The sequence below is a fragment of the Nocardiopsis sp. CC223A genome, assembly GCF_030766825.1.
GTDB lineage: Bacteria > Actinomycetota > Actinomycetes > Streptosporangiales > Streptosporangiaceae > Nocardiopsis.
The window spans coordinates 43,017-60,641 of record NZ_JASFDV010000013.1 but is presented as its reverse complement, the minus strand read 5'-3'; the positions used below and the strand labels follow the sequence as shown (position 1 = coordinate 60,641).

18 protein-coding genes and 1 pseudogene are annotated in these 17,625 nt (G+C 69.0%); 13 read left to right on the top strand and 6 right to left on the bottom strand.

The window, feature by feature from the left end; genetic code table 11:
• The first annotated feature begins 164 nt into the window (after positions 1-164).
• From QJS33_RS07650 to QJS33_RS07635, 4 genes are all read left to right on the top strand, one after another.
• The gene (locus QJS33_RS07650; protein ID WP_306367164.1) at positions 165-1,595 is read left to right on the top strand and encodes a DUF6177 family protein; all 1,431 of its coding nucleotides are present in this window, start codon (positions 165-167) and stop codon (positions 1,593-1,595) included.
• A gap of 237 nt (positions 1,596-1,832) precedes the next feature.
• Positions 1,833-2,144 (top strand): cell envelope biogenesis protein TolA, encoded by a 312-nt coding sequence (locus tag QJS33_RS07645; protein WP_306367163.1) that lies wholly within the window; start codon positions 1,833-1,835, stop codon positions 2,142-2,144.
• Positions 2,141-2,518 carry a DUF6507 family protein gene (locus QJS33_RS07640; protein WP_306367162.1) on the top strand — a complete coding sequence of 126 codons (378 nt, stop codon included), beginning with the start codon at positions 2,141-2,143 and terminating at the stop codon, positions 2,516-2,518. Before QJS33_RS07645 ends, QJS33_RS07640 begins: the two co-directional genes overlap by 4 nt.
• 56 nt (positions 2,519-2,574) lie before the next feature.
• A complete protein-coding gene (locus QJS33_RS07635; protein WP_306367161.1) occupies positions 2,575-4,893 on the top strand; it encodes a hypothetical protein in 2,319 nt (772 codons plus the stop codon).
• A 36-nt stretch (positions 4,894-4,929) separates the two neighbouring features.
• On the opposite strand, the gene QJS33_RS07630 is transcribed toward QJS33_RS07635, so the two are convergent.
• Positions 4,930-5,229 carry a hypothetical protein gene (locus tag QJS33_RS07630; RefSeq protein ID WP_306367160.1) on the bottom strand — a complete coding sequence of 100 codons (300 nt, stop codon included), beginning with the start codon at positions 5,227-5,229 and terminating at the stop codon, positions 4,930-4,932.
• 54 nt (positions 5,230-5,283) lie between these two features.
• Here QJS33_RS07630 and QJS33_RS07625 point away from each other — a divergent pair, with 54 nt between their 5' ends.
• Positions 5,284-6,519 (top strand): hypothetical protein, encoded by a 1,236-nt coding sequence (locus QJS33_RS07625; protein ID WP_306367159.1) that lies wholly within the window; start codon positions 5,284-5,286, stop codon positions 6,517-6,519.
• 725 nt (positions 6,520-7,244) lie between these two features.
• Entirely contained in the window at positions 7,245-7,517 is a 273-nt protein-coding gene (locus QJS33_RS07620) for a hypothetical protein (protein ID WP_306367158.1), read from the top strand.
• 103 nt (positions 7,518-7,620) lie between these two features.
• On the opposite strand, the pseudogene QJS33_RS07615 reads toward QJS33_RS07620, so the two are convergent.
• Positions 7,621-8,386: pseudogene (locus QJS33_RS07615) on the bottom strand (transposase family protein).
• A gap of 245 nt (positions 8,387-8,631) precedes the next feature.
• On the opposite strand from QJS33_RS07615, the gene QJS33_RS07610 reads away from it, so the two are divergent.
• Positions 8,632-8,778 carry a hypothetical protein gene (locus QJS33_RS07610; protein ID WP_306367157.1) on the top strand — a complete coding sequence of 49 codons (147 nt, stop codon included), beginning with the start codon at positions 8,632-8,634 and terminating at the stop codon, positions 8,776-8,778.
• A gap of 144 nt (positions 8,779-8,922) precedes the next feature.
• On the opposite strand, the gene QJS33_RS07605 is transcribed toward QJS33_RS07610, so the two are convergent.
• Positions 8,923-9,762 carry a phosphotransferase gene (locus QJS33_RS07605; RefSeq protein ID WP_306367156.1) on the bottom strand — a complete coding sequence of 280 codons (840 nt, stop codon included), beginning with the start codon at positions 9,760-9,762 and terminating at the stop codon, positions 8,923-8,925.
• A gap of 159 nt (positions 9,763-9,921) precedes the next feature.
• Here QJS33_RS07605 and QJS33_RS07600 point away from each other — a divergent pair, with 159 nt between their 5' ends.
• The 4 genes from QJS33_RS07600 (at position 9,922) to QJS33_RS07585 (ending at position 12,910) form a co-directional block, all read left to right on the top strand.
• The gene (locus tag QJS33_RS07600; protein ID WP_306367155.1) at positions 9,922-10,491 is read left to right on the top strand and encodes a TetR/AcrR family transcriptional regulator; all 570 of its coding nucleotides are present in this window, start codon (positions 9,922-9,924) and stop codon (positions 10,489-10,491) included.
• Positions 10,492-10,536: 45 nt separating this feature from the next.
• Positions 10,537-11,127 carry a DUF4865 family protein gene (locus tag QJS33_RS07595; RefSeq protein ID WP_306367154.1) on the top strand — a complete coding sequence of 197 codons (591 nt, stop codon included), beginning with the start codon at positions 10,537-10,539 and terminating at the stop codon, positions 11,125-11,127.
• A gap of 192 nt (positions 11,128-11,319) precedes the next feature.
• Positions 11,320-11,808 (top strand): glutathione peroxidase, encoded by a 489-nt coding sequence (locus tag QJS33_RS07590; RefSeq protein WP_306367153.1) that lies wholly within the window; start codon positions 11,320-11,322, stop codon positions 11,806-11,808.
• A 133-nt stretch (positions 11,809-11,941) separates the two neighbouring features.
• Complete coding sequence (locus QJS33_RS07585) at positions 11,942-12,910, top strand: NAD(P)-dependent alcohol dehydrogenase (protein WP_306367152.1); 969 nt, start codon at positions 11,942-11,944, stop codon at positions 12,908-12,910.
• A 158-nt stretch (positions 12,911-13,068) separates the two neighbouring features.
• Here QJS33_RS07585 and QJS33_RS07580 read toward each other — a convergent pair whose 3' ends face one another.
• On the bottom strand, positions 13,069-14,076 hold the full coding sequence (locus tag QJS33_RS07580) for a DNA-binding protein (RefSeq protein ID WP_306367151.1): 1,008 nt from the start codon (positions 14,074-14,076) through the stop codon (positions 13,069-13,071).
• A gap of 46 nt (positions 14,077-14,122) precedes the next feature.
• Complete coding sequence (locus QJS33_RS07575) at positions 14,123-15,067, bottom strand: SDR family oxidoreductase (protein WP_306367150.1); 945 nt, start codon at positions 15,065-15,067, stop codon at positions 14,123-14,125.
• Between the two features lie 315 nt (positions 15,068-15,382).
• On the opposite strand from QJS33_RS07575, the gene QJS33_RS07570 reads away from it, so the two are divergent.
• Together QJS33_RS07570 and QJS33_RS07565 are read left to right on the top strand one after the other, a co-directional pair.
• Positions 15,383-16,222: a helix-turn-helix transcriptional regulator gene (locus QJS33_RS07570; protein WP_306367149.1), complete on the top strand. Its 840-nt coding sequence runs from the start codon at positions 15,383-15,385 to the stop codon at positions 16,220-16,222.
• Between the two features lie 119 nt (positions 16,223-16,341).
• On the top strand, positions 16,342-16,572 hold the full coding sequence (locus QJS33_RS07565; RefSeq protein WP_306367148.1) for a hypothetical protein: 231 nt from the start codon (positions 16,342-16,344) through the stop codon (positions 16,570-16,572).
• Positions 16,573-16,714: 142 nt separating this feature from the next.
• Here QJS33_RS07565 and QJS33_RS07560 read toward each other — a convergent pair whose 3' ends face one another.
• Complete coding sequence (locus QJS33_RS07560) at positions 16,715-17,536, bottom strand: MerR family transcriptional regulator (protein ID WP_306367147.1); 822 nt, start codon at positions 17,534-17,536, stop codon at positions 16,715-16,717.
• Positions 17,537-17,625: the final 89 nt, after the last annotated feature.

Sequence of the window (17,625 nt, the reverse complement as noted above, 5' to 3'; positions counted from 1 at the left end):
CACCCGGTGGCGCACCCACCTCACGGCCCTGGGCGAAGCCGCCCTCCCCCGGCCGCCCGCCGCACCCGGAACGGGCGATTCGTAACGTTATGAGTATGCTCGTCGGCGCACGGTGACCCACCCGCCCCCGCGACCGATCCTCCCCCAGCTCCCGAGGAGTGCCGTTGAGCTACGACGTCATCGCCCTGGTGGCCGCCGAACCCGACGAGCAGGCGATCGCCCGCGCCCTCCAGCGCGTCGACCCCGACCTGTTCCTGCACCGCTACCGGGACGACACCGACCTCCTCCAGGTCAAGAACGCCGACGGCCGCCTCCTGGCCACCTTCGAACCCGGGCTCCGCGTGGAGAACCGGGGCGAGATCGACCGGCTCCTCGACCCTGACGTGGCCGCGAACCTCACCGACCCCTGCTGGTGGGTCGAGATCCGCTCCCGCCCCGACGAGGCGGGACGGGAAGTGGCGCACGACCTCGCCGACGGCCTGGTGCTGCGGCTCGGCGGCGCGGTGTGGACCTCGGGGAGGGCCGACGTCGACCTGTGGGAGGAGACGGAGCACCCGGCGGCGGAATGCTCCGCGGACCGCGCCCTCCTGATCGTCCAGGACCGGCCGGTGGTGCCCTTCTCCTCCTGGCTCGCCGACGCCGTGGCCACCCAGGCCCGTCGGCGGACGCTCCAGGTCCTCACCCCGCACACCTCACGGCTGACCTACGGAACACGGACCTTCCTGGCGTCGGCGCTGGGGCGCTGGGTGGTGCGCGACGACTCCGGCGCCTGCCACGACGGCCTCACCGGCCTGCCGGTGAACTGGGACGACACCCACGGCTTCCGGTCCGAGAAGGAGCCGGTGGGCCTGGGCTGGGCCGCCGAGGAGCCGGGCGTCCGCCCGGTCCCGGGGTTCGTGGAGCGGGCCGCGACCCTCACGGGGACGCGGCTCGTGCTGGACGTCTCCGCCGTGCACCGCGACCCGTTCACCTCGGCCCTGGGCCGTGCGGTCGAGATCGCGACCGAGCACCTCGCCCACACCGTTCCGGCCGGCTGGGGACCCCACGAACCCGCGCTCCGGCAGTGGGACCGGGAGCGGCTGATCGCGTTCGCGCGGCGGCGCGGCCCGCGTTCTGCGATCCTCCACTTCGCGGGGCCGCACGGGAGCGGGCACCCGTTCTCGGGGCAGCTCCGCGTCTCCCGGCGGGGCAGGGAGGTCCTGGAGCGGATCTCCCTGGTGGTCGACTTCGCGGACGAGGACGCCGTGCCGTTCGACGCGCTTCCGGCCCTGGTGGAGGCGCTGGCGGAGGAAGGGGCCCTGGAGGGCCTGCGCGTCCGCCGCACCCCGGGGTCCGGCGACGGGCTGTACGCGCCGGTGTGGTCGGGACCCGCACTGCCGGTCGGCCTGGCCGTCGGGGCGGGACGGCTGGGCCGCATCGGGCGGCGCCGCGCCCAGGCCGGTCCGATCAAGGGGACCCTCGTCGGCTCCGGGGAGCAGGCGGCGGCCTGGTACCCGGTGCTGGGGGATGTGGATTCGCCGCTGGACACCCTGGCGCTCGCGGAGAAGCAGCTGGCCTACCTGGCGTCCATCGCCGGCCGAGACGATCATGAATGATTTCGCCCGGGAATCATTTTCTGCGCCCCCTTCGCTTGAGTGACGCATTTCACCCAGGCCGTTAATGATCTTTGTGTCCTGTGAATTCACGCAGGTGAGCACTCCGGAGCACCAGGAGAGCCGCCCCGGGCCCAGCTGGAACCGACCCCCGATTGTGACCACGCATACGCATAATGCCACTGAAATCCCCATGATCCGGGCACAGTGGTCGAGCGAAGCGGACAAGGACCGAGAAGAGTGAAGTTCGAACTGGTAGAGCCCTCGGACGAGGGCACCGCCACCGTTCCCCTCCCACCCGAGAACAGCGGATCACCTGGTCGAACGATCCCCGCACCCCCGCTCCCCGGACGGCCCCTCCGCACCCGCATGGCCCACGCGATCCACGACGTTCGCTCCTCCCTGGACCTCCTCAGAGCACAGGTCGCCGAACTGAGCGCGGCCGAGGCCGCCACCGACGCCCCGAGCGGGACGAGCGCCTCCGAGGACGCACCGGAGGCCGTGTTCCGCGCCGACCGCTTCACCCCCTCGGACCGGAAGGACCGCCGATGAGCCAGTGGAACATCGACGTCTACGGGGTCTCGCTGACCCTCACCACCTTCGGTGAACAGCTCGGGCTGGAGGGCGGCGGGCTGTCCTCCACCATCGACTCCGCCGCGGACGGCATCGACATGGCGCTGGACAACGTCAAGAGCCCGCCGGTGGAACACGCGCTGAGCGGGTTCCTCACCCACTTCACGACGGAGACGGACGCCATGTTCGTCCGCAGCATGTCCTGCCTCAAGGGGGCCAACGACGCCACCGTCGCCTACAACGAGGGGCAGGAGGAGATGGCGCTCGAAGCCCAGAGCCAGGCGGGCACCGGCGAGAACCTCGACCTCGGGGGCGGCGGCAGCGACGCACCGCCGAACATGGAGGTGTACTGATGACCACCTCCGGAGGGTTCGAGCCCACCGAGGCGCAGAGCGGCGTGGACCCGAACATGCTCACGCTGATCGACCCCGAGACCATCCCCTACCCGCTGACCGACGTCTGGTCGCTCAACTACGCGGCGGAGAAGCTGCGTTCCGGTGGGGAGGACCTCGCCGGGGACGCCGAGGACATGCGTTCCACCTGGACCGGGCTCCAGGCGCACTACAGCGCGCCGGAGAGCGGCGACCTGTTCTCGAAGATGGACCCGGTGGTGACCCGGGGCGAGGGCATCGAAGCTGACCTGGGCACCGTCGCCGGCGCCCTGGAGGACCTCGCCGAGGCGGCCGCGACCGCGCGCCGCAAGCTGAACACGCTGCGGATCGAGGCCCAGGGCTTCTACAACAGGAACAAGGACAAGACGGTCTGGTGGCTGGACAAGGACGACGAGACCGATGAGTTCGCCCTCCTGGAGAACATCAGGCTCAAGGACGAGGTGAACGCCGCCTGGTCGGCGTTCAACGAGGCCGAGAACACCTGCGCCACCACGATCTCCGCAGTGTACGGCGGGGCCGCCTACGTCGCACCCGACCAGGCCCGGGGCGACGACGTGATCGTCTACGGGCTGCCCACGGACGCGGTCGAACGCGACCTGGATTTCTCGAACCCCGAGACGGCGTTCACCTTCGCGGGGTTCAACTCGTACGTCAACGACATCACCGGGTGGGCGGGGTCGGAGTTCCACCCGTCCCTGGCGCGCTTCGACAGCAGCACCGGCCAGGCGGCCTGGGACACGATCGTCACCGACATGCTGTGGGGGTCCGCCGTGGGGCTGGTCTCGTTCTCGGGGACGTGGAGTCCCCAGAACGGCTGGCGCCTGGACCTGCCGGGGCGCTTCGACAACCTCAAGAAGAACGGCTGGGACTCCCTGGTGGGTGCGGCCACCCTGGTCGGCGTTCACGACGACAGGGGGTGGTTGTTCGATTCGGACACCGGCGGCGCTTCCTGGGCCAGGTGGACCGGCAACGTCGGTGACGTCCTCGCCGACAAAGGGGAAGCCCATACGGCCTGGTCCCACAAGGACGACGACCCCGAGTACACGGGTGCGACGAGCACCATCAACACGGTGTTGCTGGTCGGCGGTCTACCGCTCAAAGTGGCGAAGGGCCTGCTCACCCTGGGTTCGGGCGGCCATGTCGGGGACGGTGACGGCGCTGGATCGGACCGGCCGGGCTTCGGTGACGACGATCAGCACTCCCCCGAACACGGCCGCCCCCTGTCCGGCGAGAGCAGCCCCTGGCCCCGCGACGGCGACGCGACTCCGCCGACCGGCGAGCGCTTCGACCACGGCCTCGACATCCTGCGGGAATCCCTCCTCGACCCGAAGCGGCACAGGGACACCCCCGCCCCGCAACCGGACCGCCCCTCGTCAAACGACGACAGCACCCCCACCCCGCAGAACCAGAACACCGGCACCCCCGAGGGCCGCGGCGACTCCCCCACCTCCGACCGCCCCCGCACCGAGGAACCCGACGCACCCCACGTCCCCGAATCCTCGCCTCCCCGCGACAACGACCCGCGCGAGGACAGCGCCGACACACCGCGCGCCGAGGAGGAACCGAACCGGATCCCCGAGGACAGCGGCGACACCCGCTCCCAAGACGACGTCCGCCCGCCGGACCGTGACGCTGACCGTGAAGACGGGCAGAATCCCCGAGAGGAGCCGGAGACCCCGGAGACCCGGACCGGCGACAGCGGAGGCGGCGACGACCAGCCGCCCCGGAACCCCACCGGCACCGGTGACGACGGCGAGGGCGATCGCAGCTCTCAAAGGGAGTCTCAATACGCGGAGTCTCTTGCTGATGACAGTGAAGAGCCGGCCCAAGGAGATAGCGAAAGGCTCCTCGATGTCTTCCCCAATAAGATAAACCTAGAAGGAAGGGTTCCCCGACCAGACCAGACCGACCCTGGAAGATATCACGACTCGCAGGTCTCAGTAGAGGATCTACAGAGCGACAGGTTGATCAACGAAAAATGGGAGAGCTTTGAACCAAAAGAACGAGAAGTTGCACAGTTCCTCTCAGATCATGGAATCGAAGTTCAGTCCGTCACCGAATCGACGGTCGACGGGAGAAGAACTCCGGACGCCGTGATCTCAGGCACCGACAGCACAATCGAGTTCAAGATTCTCGAATCCGGGAACCCCCGGGCCATTGAAGCGAACATTCGAAAAGGACGGAAGCAGTCAAGCAGGATTGCGCTCGATGTACGCGGCCCACAGATTGACAGTGAGACGATCCTCGCATCCCTCGGACGCACCCTGAAGAGCAACGGAGGGGACTTGGAAGAACTGATCATCATCGGCGACGGCTATGTCATCATCTGGCCATAGGGGAAGTTCATGTCAAGGGTTGAGTTTATTTGGGTTTCAGCCGACCCGGAAGAGGTCGTCGATACGATTCGGAGTTTTCCCGAATTGACCTCCGAGCAAGAAGTGGTCGAGGGAGACTTCCAATTCTTCTTTGAAAATATAGGAAATAAGGCAAAGAACCTCACCATTGGAGTTGAAGCCGATTCGAGCGATGACTATCCGACCGTAATAGATGTCGAGCAGGCACGTTGGATGGACGCCCCAGAAAAGGTTCGTTTCTTTTTTGATCTTCTCGCAAAGAGGACAAAATGGGAGCTTGCCTCTCGCTTCGACGACGATGATCGCCCACTCGTCCACAGACCACGTCTAGAGTAAGAGCTCATCTCAAAAGCCGCCAGCATCCTTGGCCCGGTGTTCATAACAGATGAGTATGCAGGCGATACCGAGCATGGCCGGGAAGGTGGAGGCCTTGCGTTCCCAGCGCACGTTCAGCCTGCGGTAGGCACCAGGCCAGGCGATATCAACACGGTGTTGCTGGTCAGTGGTCTACCGCTCAAAGTGGTGAAGGATCTGCTCACACTGGAGCCGGGCGGCCATGTCGGGGACGGTGGCGGCGCTGGATCGGACCGGCCGGGCTTCGGTGATGACGATCAGCACTCCCCCGAACACGGCCGCCCCCTGTCCGGCGAGAGCAGCCCCTGGCCCCGCGACGGCGACGCGACTCCGCCGACCGGCGAGCGCTTCGACCACGGCCTCGACATCCTGCGGGAATCCCTCCTCGACCCGAACCGGCACAGGGACACCCCCACCCTGCAGAACCAGAACACCCGCACCCCGGACGATCGGCACGAACCCCCGGCCGCCGAGCAACCCGAGCATCGGGATGAACAGGACTCAGGCGACGGCCCACGTGAGGCGTCGGAGAGCCGGGAACCCGCCACCAATGGCGGTAGTGACGGCGGCGACCGGCCTCCCCGGGACCGCACCAGCACCGGGGGTGGCGAAGAAGGGACCGATGGTCCTACAGGAGAAGGCGACGCTTCTTCTGGCCCCCCACAGCCCCCTGAACCTCCTGAACCCAACGGTGACGATGGTGATGACGGGAAGGACGATGGCGGAGATGGAGGAGGCCTGCCGCGAGGCAACCGGGAACAGCTCTTGGATGTCTTTCCGAATAGAGTAGATACGGAAGAGAGTCTTCCGCGTCCGGAGCAGACCAAACCTCCAACTGGACGAGCAAATCCAAGACCGTTGGAAGAAATCACCGACGAAGGACTGGTTGGCCCAGGATGGGAAAACTTTAACGATAAAGAAAAAGAAGTAGCAGAGTTCCTCAGGGAGCACGGAATTGAAACCGTGTCGATCAAAGAATCGACAGTCGACGGAGTGAGAACCCCCGAAGCTGCAATAGCCGGAACCGGCGAGACGGTCGAATTCAAAATCCTTGAATCAGACACAGCAAGATCTTTCGAGCGAAACATTCGAAGCGCAAGAGGGCAGTCCCGTCGGATGGTGTTTGATGTGAGGCACCTCGGAACTTCCCAGGAAGATGCTGTGAAGGGGCTCGGAAAGGGACTGTACAACTACGGGGGAGACGTGAGTGAGGTAGTTGTCATCGGCGACGGCTACACTATCGTTTGGCCTTAGGGGGAATATTGTCGAGAGTCGAATTTATTGAGGTTTCAGCCACTCCCAGCGAAGTCGCCTCTACATTGCGCAGATTTCCCGAAACGGTACAGGAGTGGAGCAACACCCCTGAAACATTTGAATTTCGCATTGCATCCGGAGACGAACACATCGGAGAGGTTGACGTTCATGTCGAAGAGGTTTTGTCTGGGCCGTACAGTACGGCCATAGATGTGTTCTCGGCAAGTTGGTCAGACAACCCTGAGAAAGTCCAGTTCATCTTCGACCTGGTTTCGGAAAGGACAAGATGGGAGATCGCCTCTCGTTTTAACGCTGACGATCGCCCTCTTGTTCACAGGCCCCGGTTGGACTGATAGCCGAGGTGATCAGGACTCCGGGTTCGAGTGCTCTTCGCAGTTGAGGGTGTAGTTCCGGTGGGCGGGTCGGCGCCGGGATGGTCGTCGGGACCTCCCAAGGTTTCAATCGGGTGGAAATTATAGGAATACTTCAGAAATGAAGAGTGGTCCTGCTGTGCGAGACGTCTTTGGAACAAAAGAGGGGACGTATCACTGGGATGATGTCCTTGATTCATCGGGCAGAGTGGCTGGCCATGGATTGAATAACCGGCACGGGGATATGCCCCATCTTCAGATTCATACGTTCAAGGATTCCGAGTGGGCTGGATCGATTGTCCGAATATTTTTTGTGGGTAAGCCATGAAGCCAAAAGTGAAAAATAGGATTCTCATGCTGCGCGGCCTGGTTTCTGCTCGCATCGACTCGGTGGATCCAAGTGATATTTCTTGGGTTTTTGTTCAGATTCTGAAGGATGATAGTTTGAGAATCTCTCAAGTATCTGTTCCGAAATCTTTGGTGGATGGCTGCTTTGGGGAGTCTGACATTTCCAGGGAGGAGATCGGTGTTGTCTCTGAAATCTCCGAAGTGGACTCCTTGATTTCTTCTCTTGGTGTGAATCCAGACAGTCTTGAAGAGCCTTGGAAGAATGAGTTCCCTCTTTAGCCTCGGTTTGTCAGGGGACTGATGTGCTCTTCTGATCCGGCACTTTGCCCGTGACGTTCCTGGTCCGGGCAGGAACAGGCCCTCACATGACACTGAACCTTTTTCATCTTGCTTCGCGGAGCTGAAGCACCAGCATAGCGCGGGTGATCTGGCCGGCCTGTTGCGGGCAGCAGGGTAGGCAACGCAGAACGTCCCAGTTCTTGAGCCGGGCTATCGCGCGCTCGCCGGATGAGCAGAGCTTGGCGTGTTCGGAGTTGGCGTCCTTCGTCCACTGCGGCTTGCCGCGGCCCTTGAACGGGCAGAACACCACGCCAGAGAGCCCGACGTAGCCCTTGTCACCCAGCCCGATGAGCCCTGCGGCCCCGATCCGCTCGGCGATCTTCCACACCCGGGCGGCCCTGGTGTCGTGCACCGCACCGGGCAGCGACCACGAGGTCCACAGCGGCACGCCGTCGGGTGCGGACACGACCTGGATGTTCATGCCGTACCGCCGGTGTTTGCCGGAGGAGAAGGGCCGGTCGGCGGCGAGGCTGTCGCAGGCGATGAGGGTGCCGTCCACGATCACGTATCCGTGGCCGTTTCTGCGGGCGCGACGCAGCCCTTGCTCCAGGGTGGGTGCTTGTTCGGCGAGCAGGCGGGTGGTCTCGCGTACGCATGTGCCAGGCGGTGGTGGTGCCGACCTCGAAACCGGCCGCGACCTGGATGAGCGGCTCCCCTGTGCGCAGGTGGACCAGGACGAGCGGGGCCTGCTGTGCGGGGTCCGGGCGCCGCCACCGGGACCCGGTCTTCTCGCGGTGGGCGCGGATAACGCGGGCGGCCGGGTTCAGGGTGCGGCGTGACAACGGCAAGGCGGCACGGTAGAACAGCATCAGAGCCCTTGGGATTCAGGTCTTCGTGGTTGTTGACCCGCCTACCAGGGGCTTCTTGCTGTCAAGGGTGGTTCCCAGGGGTCGGTACGCGGCTGTGACCTGCACCTTCAAGATGAAAAAGGCTCGGGGAAAGCCTGACATCATCGTTCTCAGCCTGGAGTTGACAGAAACCGCTAATGGGGCGGTAATAAATTCATGCCGACCGAAGACACCCTCGATGGCGTTTTCCGAGAATGGGGTTTGTTGTGATCGTTCCTGCAAAAGACCCGGAGAACTACTCCTTCGAGGAGCTCTTCGCCATGTACGAGGGGCTCGGACTCAACAAGGCACAGGCGGAAGCCCACGCCGACATCCTGAAGAACCCGGACCCGGAGGGTCGCGAGGTGTACTGAGAAGTCCGGTGACCGGCAGGGCCGAAGCCATCGACGACCTGGACGAGGGACTCCCCGAGAACCTGCCCCGGGCGGAGGCCGTTCCCGCAGGTGTGCCGGATGGGCACTGGTGGTGGCGGGCTGCGGCCTCCGGCTGGGCGGCGCTCAGAGCAGGGTCTTCAGGTGCCGGCGGACGAAGGGCTCCAGATGGGCGTGGGTGTCATCGTGGTCGGCGGCCTGGACGACCTCGGCGGCGACCGCCAGCTGTGCCAGGCGGCCGGACGGGGTGTCCAGCAGACCCGTGAACTCCGCGCGCACGCGGCGGGCGAGGTCCGGAACGGGCAGGGCGTAGGCGTGCAGCAGCGCGGCGTCGAAGCCTGCCGGGGCGGTGCCCCAGCCCTCCCAATCGATGATGCGCAGTGGCGCGGCCGTGAGGTTGGCCCAGTGGAGATCGCCGTGGGCGGTCTCCCAGCGCTGGACGGTCAGGTCCTGGCCCGCGAACTCCGGGAGGACGTCCGGGATGCGGTGGACGTAGCCCTGGTCCAGAACCCAGCGCTCGGGGTGCGGTGGGACCTCGCGGATCGAGGCAACAGCCTCGGCCAGGTCCACCCACCACTGTTCGGATAGGTCCGGGGCCTGGAAGAGCACCGGCCCCGGTGACAGCGGCGACGAGGGCAGCCGCTCGTACAGGTGGGCCTGCACCGCCCACCGGTCGTCGTCCTCCCCGTCCCAGGCGGCCTCGGCCAGCAGCGCCGGGCGCGGAACGCGTTCGTCGAAGAGGTGTGCCGCCAACGCAGGCCCCTCCCACACCGCCCCCTCCGACCGGGGCGCGCACCAGATTCTCAGCCACGCCGGTTCCCCCTCGGCCGTGGTGACCGGCCCGCTGCGGGTGTGCCCGCCGGACCCCGGATGCGGGTCCGTGGTGTCCGGGCGGGCGCCCAGGTGGTGGGCGACGCGCAGCCAGTGGGAGTCCAGGTCGGGCAATGACGGGATCAGCAGGGACACGGGCTTCCTTCGGGCGGACTGCGGTGGCACGGGGTGATGACTCCCCTGCCGCGCCATCCTGCCCGCTCCGGCCGCTTGCCGGGGCTGATTTCCCGAACACGCTCCTGAAGACCCGCCCCGAAACCCCGAGGCGGACTGTAACGACTGGTCTGTACAGTCATGGAAACCAAGGCCCGACTGGTCGCCGCCGCCCGGGAACCGCTGTGGGAACGCGGCTACGCGGCGACGAGCCCGCGCGCCGTCCTCGACGCCACCGGGGCCGGCCAGGGCAGCATGTACCACCATTTCCGCGGCAAGGAGGACCTGGCACGCGCGGCGGTCGACCTGAACACCGACGAGATGCGCGCCCAGGTCGACACCGACCTCGGCGGTCCCGGCCCGGCGCTCGACCGCCTGCACCGGTATCTGCGCCGCGAGCGGGACGTGCTGCGCGGCTGCCGGTTCGGCGGGCTCGCCCAGGACCCCGAGGCCATGGCGTCACCGGTGCTGGCACCGCGGGTCGAGGAGATGTTCCGGTGGCCGGTCGGGCGGCTCGCCCCCGTCGTGCGTGAGGCGCAGGCCGCGTGCGAACTGCGCCCCGGGCTGGACGCCGACCGCCTGGCCGTGGCGATCGCGGCCGGGGTCCAGGGCGGTTACGTGCTCGCGCGGGCCACCCGTGATCCGACGGTGTTCGACTCCGCGGTCGACGGGATCGTCGCACTCCTCGACACGGCACGGACCGAACCGTGAACCCGCCCGGCCCCGGCGCCGGTCACCCCTGGAGGAAGGAACGGCATGATCGCCGCCCAGTACGAGATCGCCCTGCCCGCCGACTACGACATGGCGGTCATCCACCGCCGCATCGCCGAACGCGGCTCCGCGCTGGACGACCGCGCCGGGCTCGGACTGAAGGCCTACCTGGTCCGCGATGTCGCCGACGGCTCCCCGGTCAACGCCTACGCGCCGTTCTACCTGTGGCGGGACCCCGCGGCCCTGGCCGCGTTCCACTGGGAGGGGCAGGGGTTCGGCGGCATCGTCCGCGACTTCGGCCGCCCCGCGGTGCGCACCTGGATCGGTGGCCGCTTCGTGCGCGGGGAGGGCTTCGGGGAGGTCCCGGGCCACGCCGTCAAGGACACCGTGCGCTTCGCCCCGGGCTCCGACCCCGCGCACGAGGCCGCCGAACTCGACCGCCTCGTGCACAAGGCCGCGGCCGACCCGCACACCCACAGCGTCGCCTGGGCCGTCGACCCGACCGTGTGGGAGGCGGTCGTCCTCCGGTTGCTGACCGCCCCGCCCGAGACCGGCACCGGGGGCGGGGCCGGGGGCCGGAATGGCGCCGAAGGGGGGTCCGCTACCAAGTGGGCCACCTCTCCGCCCCGGAGATGACCGCCCTGGCATGACCGCCCGGCCGCTTTCTCGCCGGTGCCGCCGCGGCCGTGCCCGCCGTCCGACGGCCGCGCGACGGTACCGAGCCGAAGGTCCGCCGGCGGTGCTCGGCATGGGGCTCACCGCCGCCGGGCGGGTGGGGGTGAGAAGGTGTCGGATGACGAGGCACCCCACCACAGAGCAAGGAGTGACATGTCCGTTTTCGATGTCGAGATCGGTGCCCTCAACGGCGGTTCCGCCGACCTGTCCCAATACCGGGGCAAGGCCGTGCTGGTCGTCAACGTGGCGTCCCGGTGCGGGCTGACGCCGCAGTACGCGGGCCTGGAGAGCCTCCAGAAGCGTTATGCGGAGCGCGGGTTCACCGTGCTCGGGGTCCCCTGCAACCAGTTCATGGGGCAGGAGCCGGGCACCTCCGAGGAGATCGCCGAGTTCTGCTCGACCACCTACGGCGTCACCTTCCCGATGACGGAGAAGGTGGACGTGAACGGCGAGGGGCGGCACCCGCTGTACGCGGAGCTGGTCTCCGTGGCCGACGCCGAGGGCCACACCGGTGACATCCGCTGGAACTTCGAGAAGTTCCTCATCGCCCCGGACGGCACCGTCGCCGCGCGCTTCTCGCCGCAGGCGGAGCCGGAGGGCGAGGAGGTCGTCAAGGCGATCGAGGCCGCGCTGCCGGCCTGAGCGCCGCGCCCCCGCCCCGCCTCGGGGCGGGGGCACCGCCGCTCGGGGCGGACCGTTGACGGAGCCGTGGCCACTTCCGGCATCCGGCCCCGATCCCCTGGAACCGCCGTGGCCGCGCCGGTAGCGTCGTGCCATGAGAGCCGCGGTGCACGATCGGTACGGTCCCCCCGCTGTGGTGCGGATCGAGGACATCCCCGCTCCCGAACCCGGTGACGGCGACCTGCTGGTCCGCGTGCACGCGACCACGGTGAACCGGACGGACTGCGCCTACCGGGCCGCCCACCCCTTCTTCGTCCGCAGCTTCACCGGCCTGGCGCGGCCGCGCCGACGTGTGCTGGGGACCGAGTACGCGGGGGTGGTCGAGCAGGCCGGGGCGTCGGTCACCGGCTTCTCCCCCGGCGACCGCGTCTTCGGGTACAACGAGGGGGCCTTCGGCGCCCACGCGGATTACCTGGCGGTCCCCGCCTCGGGGATGGTCGCCCAGATCCCGGACGGGGTGCCCTTCGCCGCGGCGGCCTGTGCGACCGAGGGCGCGCACTACGCGCTGGCCGCGGCCCGGTGGCTCCGTGTCATGGAGGGCGAGCGGGTGTTCGTCCACGGGGCGACGGGGGCGATCGGGTCGGCCGCGGTGCAGTTGCTGAAGGCCCTGGGCGCCGAGGTGACCGCGACGGCTCCGACCGCGCACGTGGACACCGTTCGGGACCTGGGGGCCGACCGGGTCGTCGACTTCGAGGCCGGGGACTTCACCGCGGGCGGGGAGACCTACGACGTCGTCCTGGACGCGGTGGGCAAGAGCACGTACGGGGAGTGTCGGCGGCTGCTCACGGCCCGGGGGCGGTTCGCGTCGTCCGACGTGGGGCCGTACTGGCAGAACGCGGCGCTGGCGCTGACGACCCCGTGGCTGCCGGGGCGGACGGTGCGGCTCCCGGTCCCCTCGCAGAACCAGGAGATGGTCCGGTGGTTCGCGGACCTGTTGGCGACCGGGGGGTTCCGGCCGCTGGTCGACCGGCACTACCCGCTGGAGCGGATCGTGGAGGCGTACGAGTACGTGGAGACCGGGCGCAAGCTCGGGAACGTGGTGATCGACGTCGTGGAGCCGTGACGGGAGGCGTCCGCCGCCTTCGACCGCGTTCGGCGGCGGATGCCGCCGGTGGTTCTCCGGGCGGCCTGGACAGGAGCGGACGGATCGGGTCGGCGTCGACACCGAGCGCACCGATCCGGCGCGCCGCCGGTGCTGAGCGCCGCCCCGGGCCGGGGGCGTCATCCGGAGCGGGGACGGATGGCCGGGGCGTCCGGCCCGGTCCGGTACCCGGCGCGGAGGGAGTCCAGGGTCACGGCGAGGGCGTGGGCCGCGTCGCGCAGGCTCGGCCGCCGGGCGGCGCCGTCGAGCCGGTGGGCCGCCTCGGCCAGCATGCGTTCGACACGCACCGAGGACACCTCCCCCAGGCGCGGCAGCACCTCGTGCACGAGCACCGCCTCCGCCTCGTCCCAGGCGCCCGCCCGGGCCAGCGCCCACAGCAGGCTCGCGTGGGCGACGAACACGGCGCGCGCGTACCCCGGGCGGTCGGTGGCGGCGATGAACCGCTCGACGGCCCCGGCCCGGTCCCCGGTGTCGGCGTGGATCATGGCGTGGTGCCAGGCGATCTCCGCCTCGTTCACCCACCAGGCCCAGGCCGGGTCCCCCGCACGCGGCCCGTCCAGGTGACGGCTGTAGGTCAGGCGGATCAGGTCCAGGGCGCGCGTCCGCTCGCCCCGTTGTGCCGCGGCCCGCGCCGCCCGCAGTGTGAACAGGGTGCGCACGCTGCCGCGGGTCCGCACCGACACCGTGTCGCAGATGCGGGCGGCCTCGTCCGGCCGGCGGACGTGCACATCCTGCATGGCGAGCTGGGCGAGCGCGAAGTGCTCCATCGAGCGGTCCCCGGCGGCGCGCGCCAGCCGCAGCGCCTCCAGGCTCATCCGCCGGGACAGGCGCTGGTGTTCGGCGTCGTAGGCGATCCACCCGGCGACCTGGTGGGCCTCCGCGGCGGCGGAGAGCAGGTCCCGGTCGGCCCCGGTCCCTGCCCCGGTCCCGAGCCGCACCGCACGGCGGGCGGCCGACGCCGCCGAGGCGGCGTCCGCGACCAGGTGCCGGGCGCCGATGCGGGTGTCCAGGGCGATGAGGCGGGCGGTGACGGCGCGCGTCGCCGCCGGGTCCCGGTCCGGGCCGTCCTCTGGCCGGGGGGACGGCCGGTGTCCTCCGCTGTGGTGCGGCGTCGGGGAGGGGGTCATGCCCCCCATTGTCGCCGGGCGCACCGCCGTCCTCCCGCGTCGGCGCTCATGCGGCGGGGATCTCGGTCCGGGTGAGCTGTTCGGAGACCCGCCAGACCCGCTCGGCCTCCTGCGGGCTGCGCAGGGGTGCGTAGAGCTTCTGTTCGGCGGGCCGTCCGCCGAGGTTCCCGGGACCGCTGGGGCTGTAGAGCACGCCGGGCTTCGCGGCGGGGTCGGTCGCGGCCATGAGGGCGGGGAGCTTGGCGGTCTCGACCGTACCGGCGAGGATGCCGCGGGCGGACAGGAACCGGATCAGGCGCACGCCCAGGGTGTCCCGGTCGCGGCCGACCTCGGGGCGGGCGGCGAGCAGACTGGTCGGGGCCACCCCGGGGTGGGACAGGTTGCTGGTGATGCCCCACCCGTGGGTTCGGCTGCGCCGCTGGAGTTCGAGGCCGAAGAGCCCGAACGCGATCTTGGACTGACTGTAGGCGCGCATGCCGTCGTAGGACCGTTCCCGGTTCAGGTCGTCCCAGTTGATGGCGCCGCGCCGGGCGGCGATGCTGACCTGCGAGGTGACGCGGGCGCGGCCCGCGCGCAGCAACGGGAGCAGGTGGCCGACGAGCGCGAAGTGGCCGAGGTGGTTGGTGCCGAACTGGAGCTCGAAGCCGTCCGCCGTGGTCTGCCGGTCGGGCGGTGTCATCACTCCCGCGTTGTTGATGAGGATGTGGATCGGACGGCCCTCGCCGCGGAGGGTGTCCCCGAGGGCGGCGACCGAGTCGAGCGAGGAGAGGTCGAGGTCGCGCAGGGAGGCCCGGGCGGTCGGGTGGTTCCGGTGGATCCTCGCGATCGCGTCCGCGCCCTTGCGGGGGTTGCGGACGGGCAGGAGGACCTCGGCGCCGGCCGCGGCCAGGCGTTCGGCCATGCCCAGGCCCATACCGTCGCTCGCACCGGTGACGAGGGCGAGCTTCCCGGTCAGGTCGGGCACGGTGATGTCGATGGTTCGGCGAGGCATGGTTCGGCTCCTTGGGTCGTGATGGTTTCACGATCGGCGAAGTCGGCGGAGTCATCCAGGGACTCCCGGTCCGGGGCTGACGCGGTCGCCCCCCGAACGTAAGGGGGGATCGGCGATCCGTTGTCGGAGGCGCGCGCGGGCGGTAGACACAGGAGAAGGCCCTGGTGAGGTCCTGGTGAGGTGCCGGTGGCGGGTCTTCGGGTCCCCTGAGTCCTTTGGAGAACCTTGGCGTCTTGCGGGCCCGGATCCCCGAACCTCGGATCCCGGGAGGCCGGGCCCCGGAACCCCGTACACCTGGCAGGAAGAAGGCGTGCCGTGATCGATCGCACCGGACTGGCGGAGTTCCTCCGGAACCGGCGGGAGGCGCTGCAACCCGAGGACGTCGGCATGCTGCGGGGGCGGCGGCGCAGGACCACGGGGCTGCGGCGCGAGGAGGTCGCGGTGCTGTGCCACATGTCGACCGACTACTACTCGCGGCTCGAACAGGAGCGCGGGCCGCAGCCGTCGCCCCAGATGCTGGCCTCGATCGCCCAGGGGTTGCACCTGTCGCTGGATGAGCGGGACCACCTGTTCCGTCTGGCCGGGCACAACCCGCCCGCGCGCGGCGCGGTGAGCGAACATGTCAGCCCCGGCCTGCTGCGGATCCTGGACCGGTTGGACGACACTCCGGCGGAGGTCGTCACCGAACTCGGGGAGACGCTGCGGCAGAGCCCGATGGGGGTGGCGCTGACCGGGGACACGACCCGGTTCACGGGGCCCGAGCGCAGCATCGGGTACCGGTGGTTCACCGACCCGGGGGCGCGGCTGCTGTACGCGCCGGAGGAGCACGGGTTCCTCTCCCGTATGTACGCCTCGGGGCTGCGCCAGGTCCTCACCCTCCGGGGGCCGGACTCGCAGGCCGCCCATCTCGCGGACCTGCTGTTGGAACGGAGCGAGGAGTTCCGGCGGGTGTGGGAGGAGCACGAGGTGGGGGTGCGTCCGCATGACGTCAAGCACTTCGTGCATCCGGAGGTCGGTGCCTTGGAGCTGCACTGTCAAAGGCTGACCGACCCGGGCCAGTCGCACTCGCTGATGGTCTACACGGCCGTCCCGGGCAGCGAGAGCCACGAGAAGCTCCGGCTGCTGTCGGTGATCGGGGCCCAGGCGCTGCGCTGAGGGACGGTCGGCGGTCGCGGTCACCCTGTGGCGGTGGCGCGAAAGCCGCGTCCGGGCCGGTTCTCGCTACGCTTGCCGGGCATCGAACGACCGGGGCGGATTCGAGAGGGCTGGGAGATATGAGCGGCATTGGAAAGTGGGGGCTCGGCCTCGGGGTCGGGTTCGTGATCGTGGCGGTGCTCTGTTCGGTGCTGAACCTGATCACCGTCTCTGTGATCACCGGGCTCCTGGGGCTGATGGGGCTCAGCATCGCCGGGTACGAGGCGGTCGACCGCTGGCTGGAACGGGTCAACCTGCGTCGGCGGGGTGCCAGGGCCGCCGCCCGCAGGAACGGGGCCGAAGGCCGCTGAGGCGGACCGGCGCGGGTTCCTCGCCGTGGCACCGGCCCGTCGCGGTGAGCCCCCAGGGCGGGGGCGAACGGCGGGCGCGTTGCGGCCCCGCCGCACGACCCCGGTCGCGGCCTGCTCCCGGCCGGGAATCAGGGGCGTCCGGTCAGGCCCGGGTCACCGGTGCCTGGAGTTCGGTCACCCAGGCGCCGCGGTCCTCGGGGCACTCCAGGTTGATCTCACGGGGGTACCCGGCCGACCGGTAGCCGTTGGCGTCGATCCAGTGGGCCAGGGTCTGGGCGGTGGGGAACACGGCGTCCATCGAACCGCGGTGCACGATGGTCGCCGCCTGGTCGAAGGACGGCAGGTCGAGGACGCGGAGGTCGCCTTCTCGGAGAGGGGCGGAGACCTGGACGGCGGCGTGGACGGTGATCCTGCCGCCGCCCTCCGGGGCGTCCTCGTAGTAGGCGATACCGGGGCCGGTGTGGGCGATGCCCGCCGCTTCCAGGAGCCGGAACAGCTCGTCGTAGAGCGGCCCGATGACGGGGGTGATGTCCTCGGGGTCGAAACTCGCGGCGGTCCCGGTCAGCTCCGCCACCCGGACGGCGGGGAGGTTCTTGACGACGACGTCGTTGGTGGGCATGCGCCCCTCGCTCTCGATCGCTCGGAGCCTCGCCTCGACCTGGAGCAGCCGGGCTTCCGCGGAAGCCCTCGCGGTCTCCAGTTCGGCCCGCCGCAGCCGCAGCATGCCGCGCAGTTCCTCGGCGCCGACCTTCTCGTCGACGATCTCCCGGACCTGTTGGAGGGTGAACCCGAGGTCCTTGAGCGCGATGATCCGGTTGAGGCGGGAGAGCTGGGCCGCGGTGTAGTAGCGGTAGCCGCTGGCGGGGTCGACGTGGGCCGGGTGCAGGAGTCCTGTCGCGTCGTAGTGACGCAGCATGCGGACCGAGACACAGCCGTGCCGGGCGAAATCTCCGATGGTGAACATGATGTCTCCGAGTCGACCGCCTGACACGGTGTGAGGGTCAAGACCTTACTCAGAGGCTGCGGGTTCGGTGAGAACGAGGGGATGCCATC

What these genes read in the sequence shown, in the direction of transcription:
- QJS33_RS07640 (WP_306367162.1), top strand. Translation starts at nt 2,141, where the DNA reads ATGAGCCAGTGGAACATCGACGTCTACGGGGTCTCGCTGACCCTCACC.
- QJS33_RS07585 (WP_306367152.1), top strand. Translation starts at nt 11,942, where the DNA reads ATGAGAGCCGCGGTGCACGATCGGTACGGTCCCCCCGCTGTGGTGCGG.
- QJS33_RS07590 (WP_306367153.1), top strand. Translation starts at nt 11,320, where the DNA reads ATGTCCGTTTTCGATGTCGAGATCGGTGCCCTCAACGGCGGTTCCGCC.
- QJS33_RS07620 (WP_306367158.1), top strand. Translation starts at nt 7,245, where the DNA reads ATGCTGCGCGGCCTGGTTTCTGCTCGCATCGACTCGGTGGATCCAAGT.
- QJS33_RS07595 (WP_306367154.1), top strand. Translation starts at nt 10,537, where the DNA reads ATGATCGCCGCCCAGTACGAGATCGCCCTGCCCGCCGACTACGACATG.
- QJS33_RS07575 (WP_306367150.1), bottom strand. Translation starts at nt 15,067, where the DNA reads ATGCCTCGCCGAACCATCGACATCACCGTGCCCGACCTGACCGGGAAG.
- QJS33_RS07635 (WP_306367161.1), top strand. Translation starts at nt 2,575, where the DNA reads ATGCTCACGCTGATCGACCCCGAGACCATCCCCTACCCGCTGACCGAC.
- QJS33_RS07560 (WP_306367147.1), bottom strand. Translation starts at nt 17,536, where the DNA reads ATGTTCACCATCGGAGATTTCGCCCGGCACGGCTGTGTCTCGGTCCGC.
- QJS33_RS07565 (WP_306367148.1), top strand. Translation starts at nt 16,342, where the DNA reads ATGAGCGGCATTGGAAAGTGGGGGCTCGGCCTCGGGGTCGGGTTCGTG.
- QJS33_RS07600 (WP_306367155.1), top strand. Translation starts at nt 9,922, where the DNA reads ATGGAAACCAAGGCCCGACTGGTCGCCGCCGCCCGGGAACCGCTGTGG.
- QJS33_RS07580 (WP_306367151.1), bottom strand. Translation starts at nt 14,076, where the DNA reads ATGACCCCCTCCCCGACGCCGCACCACAGCGGAGGACACCGGCCGTCC.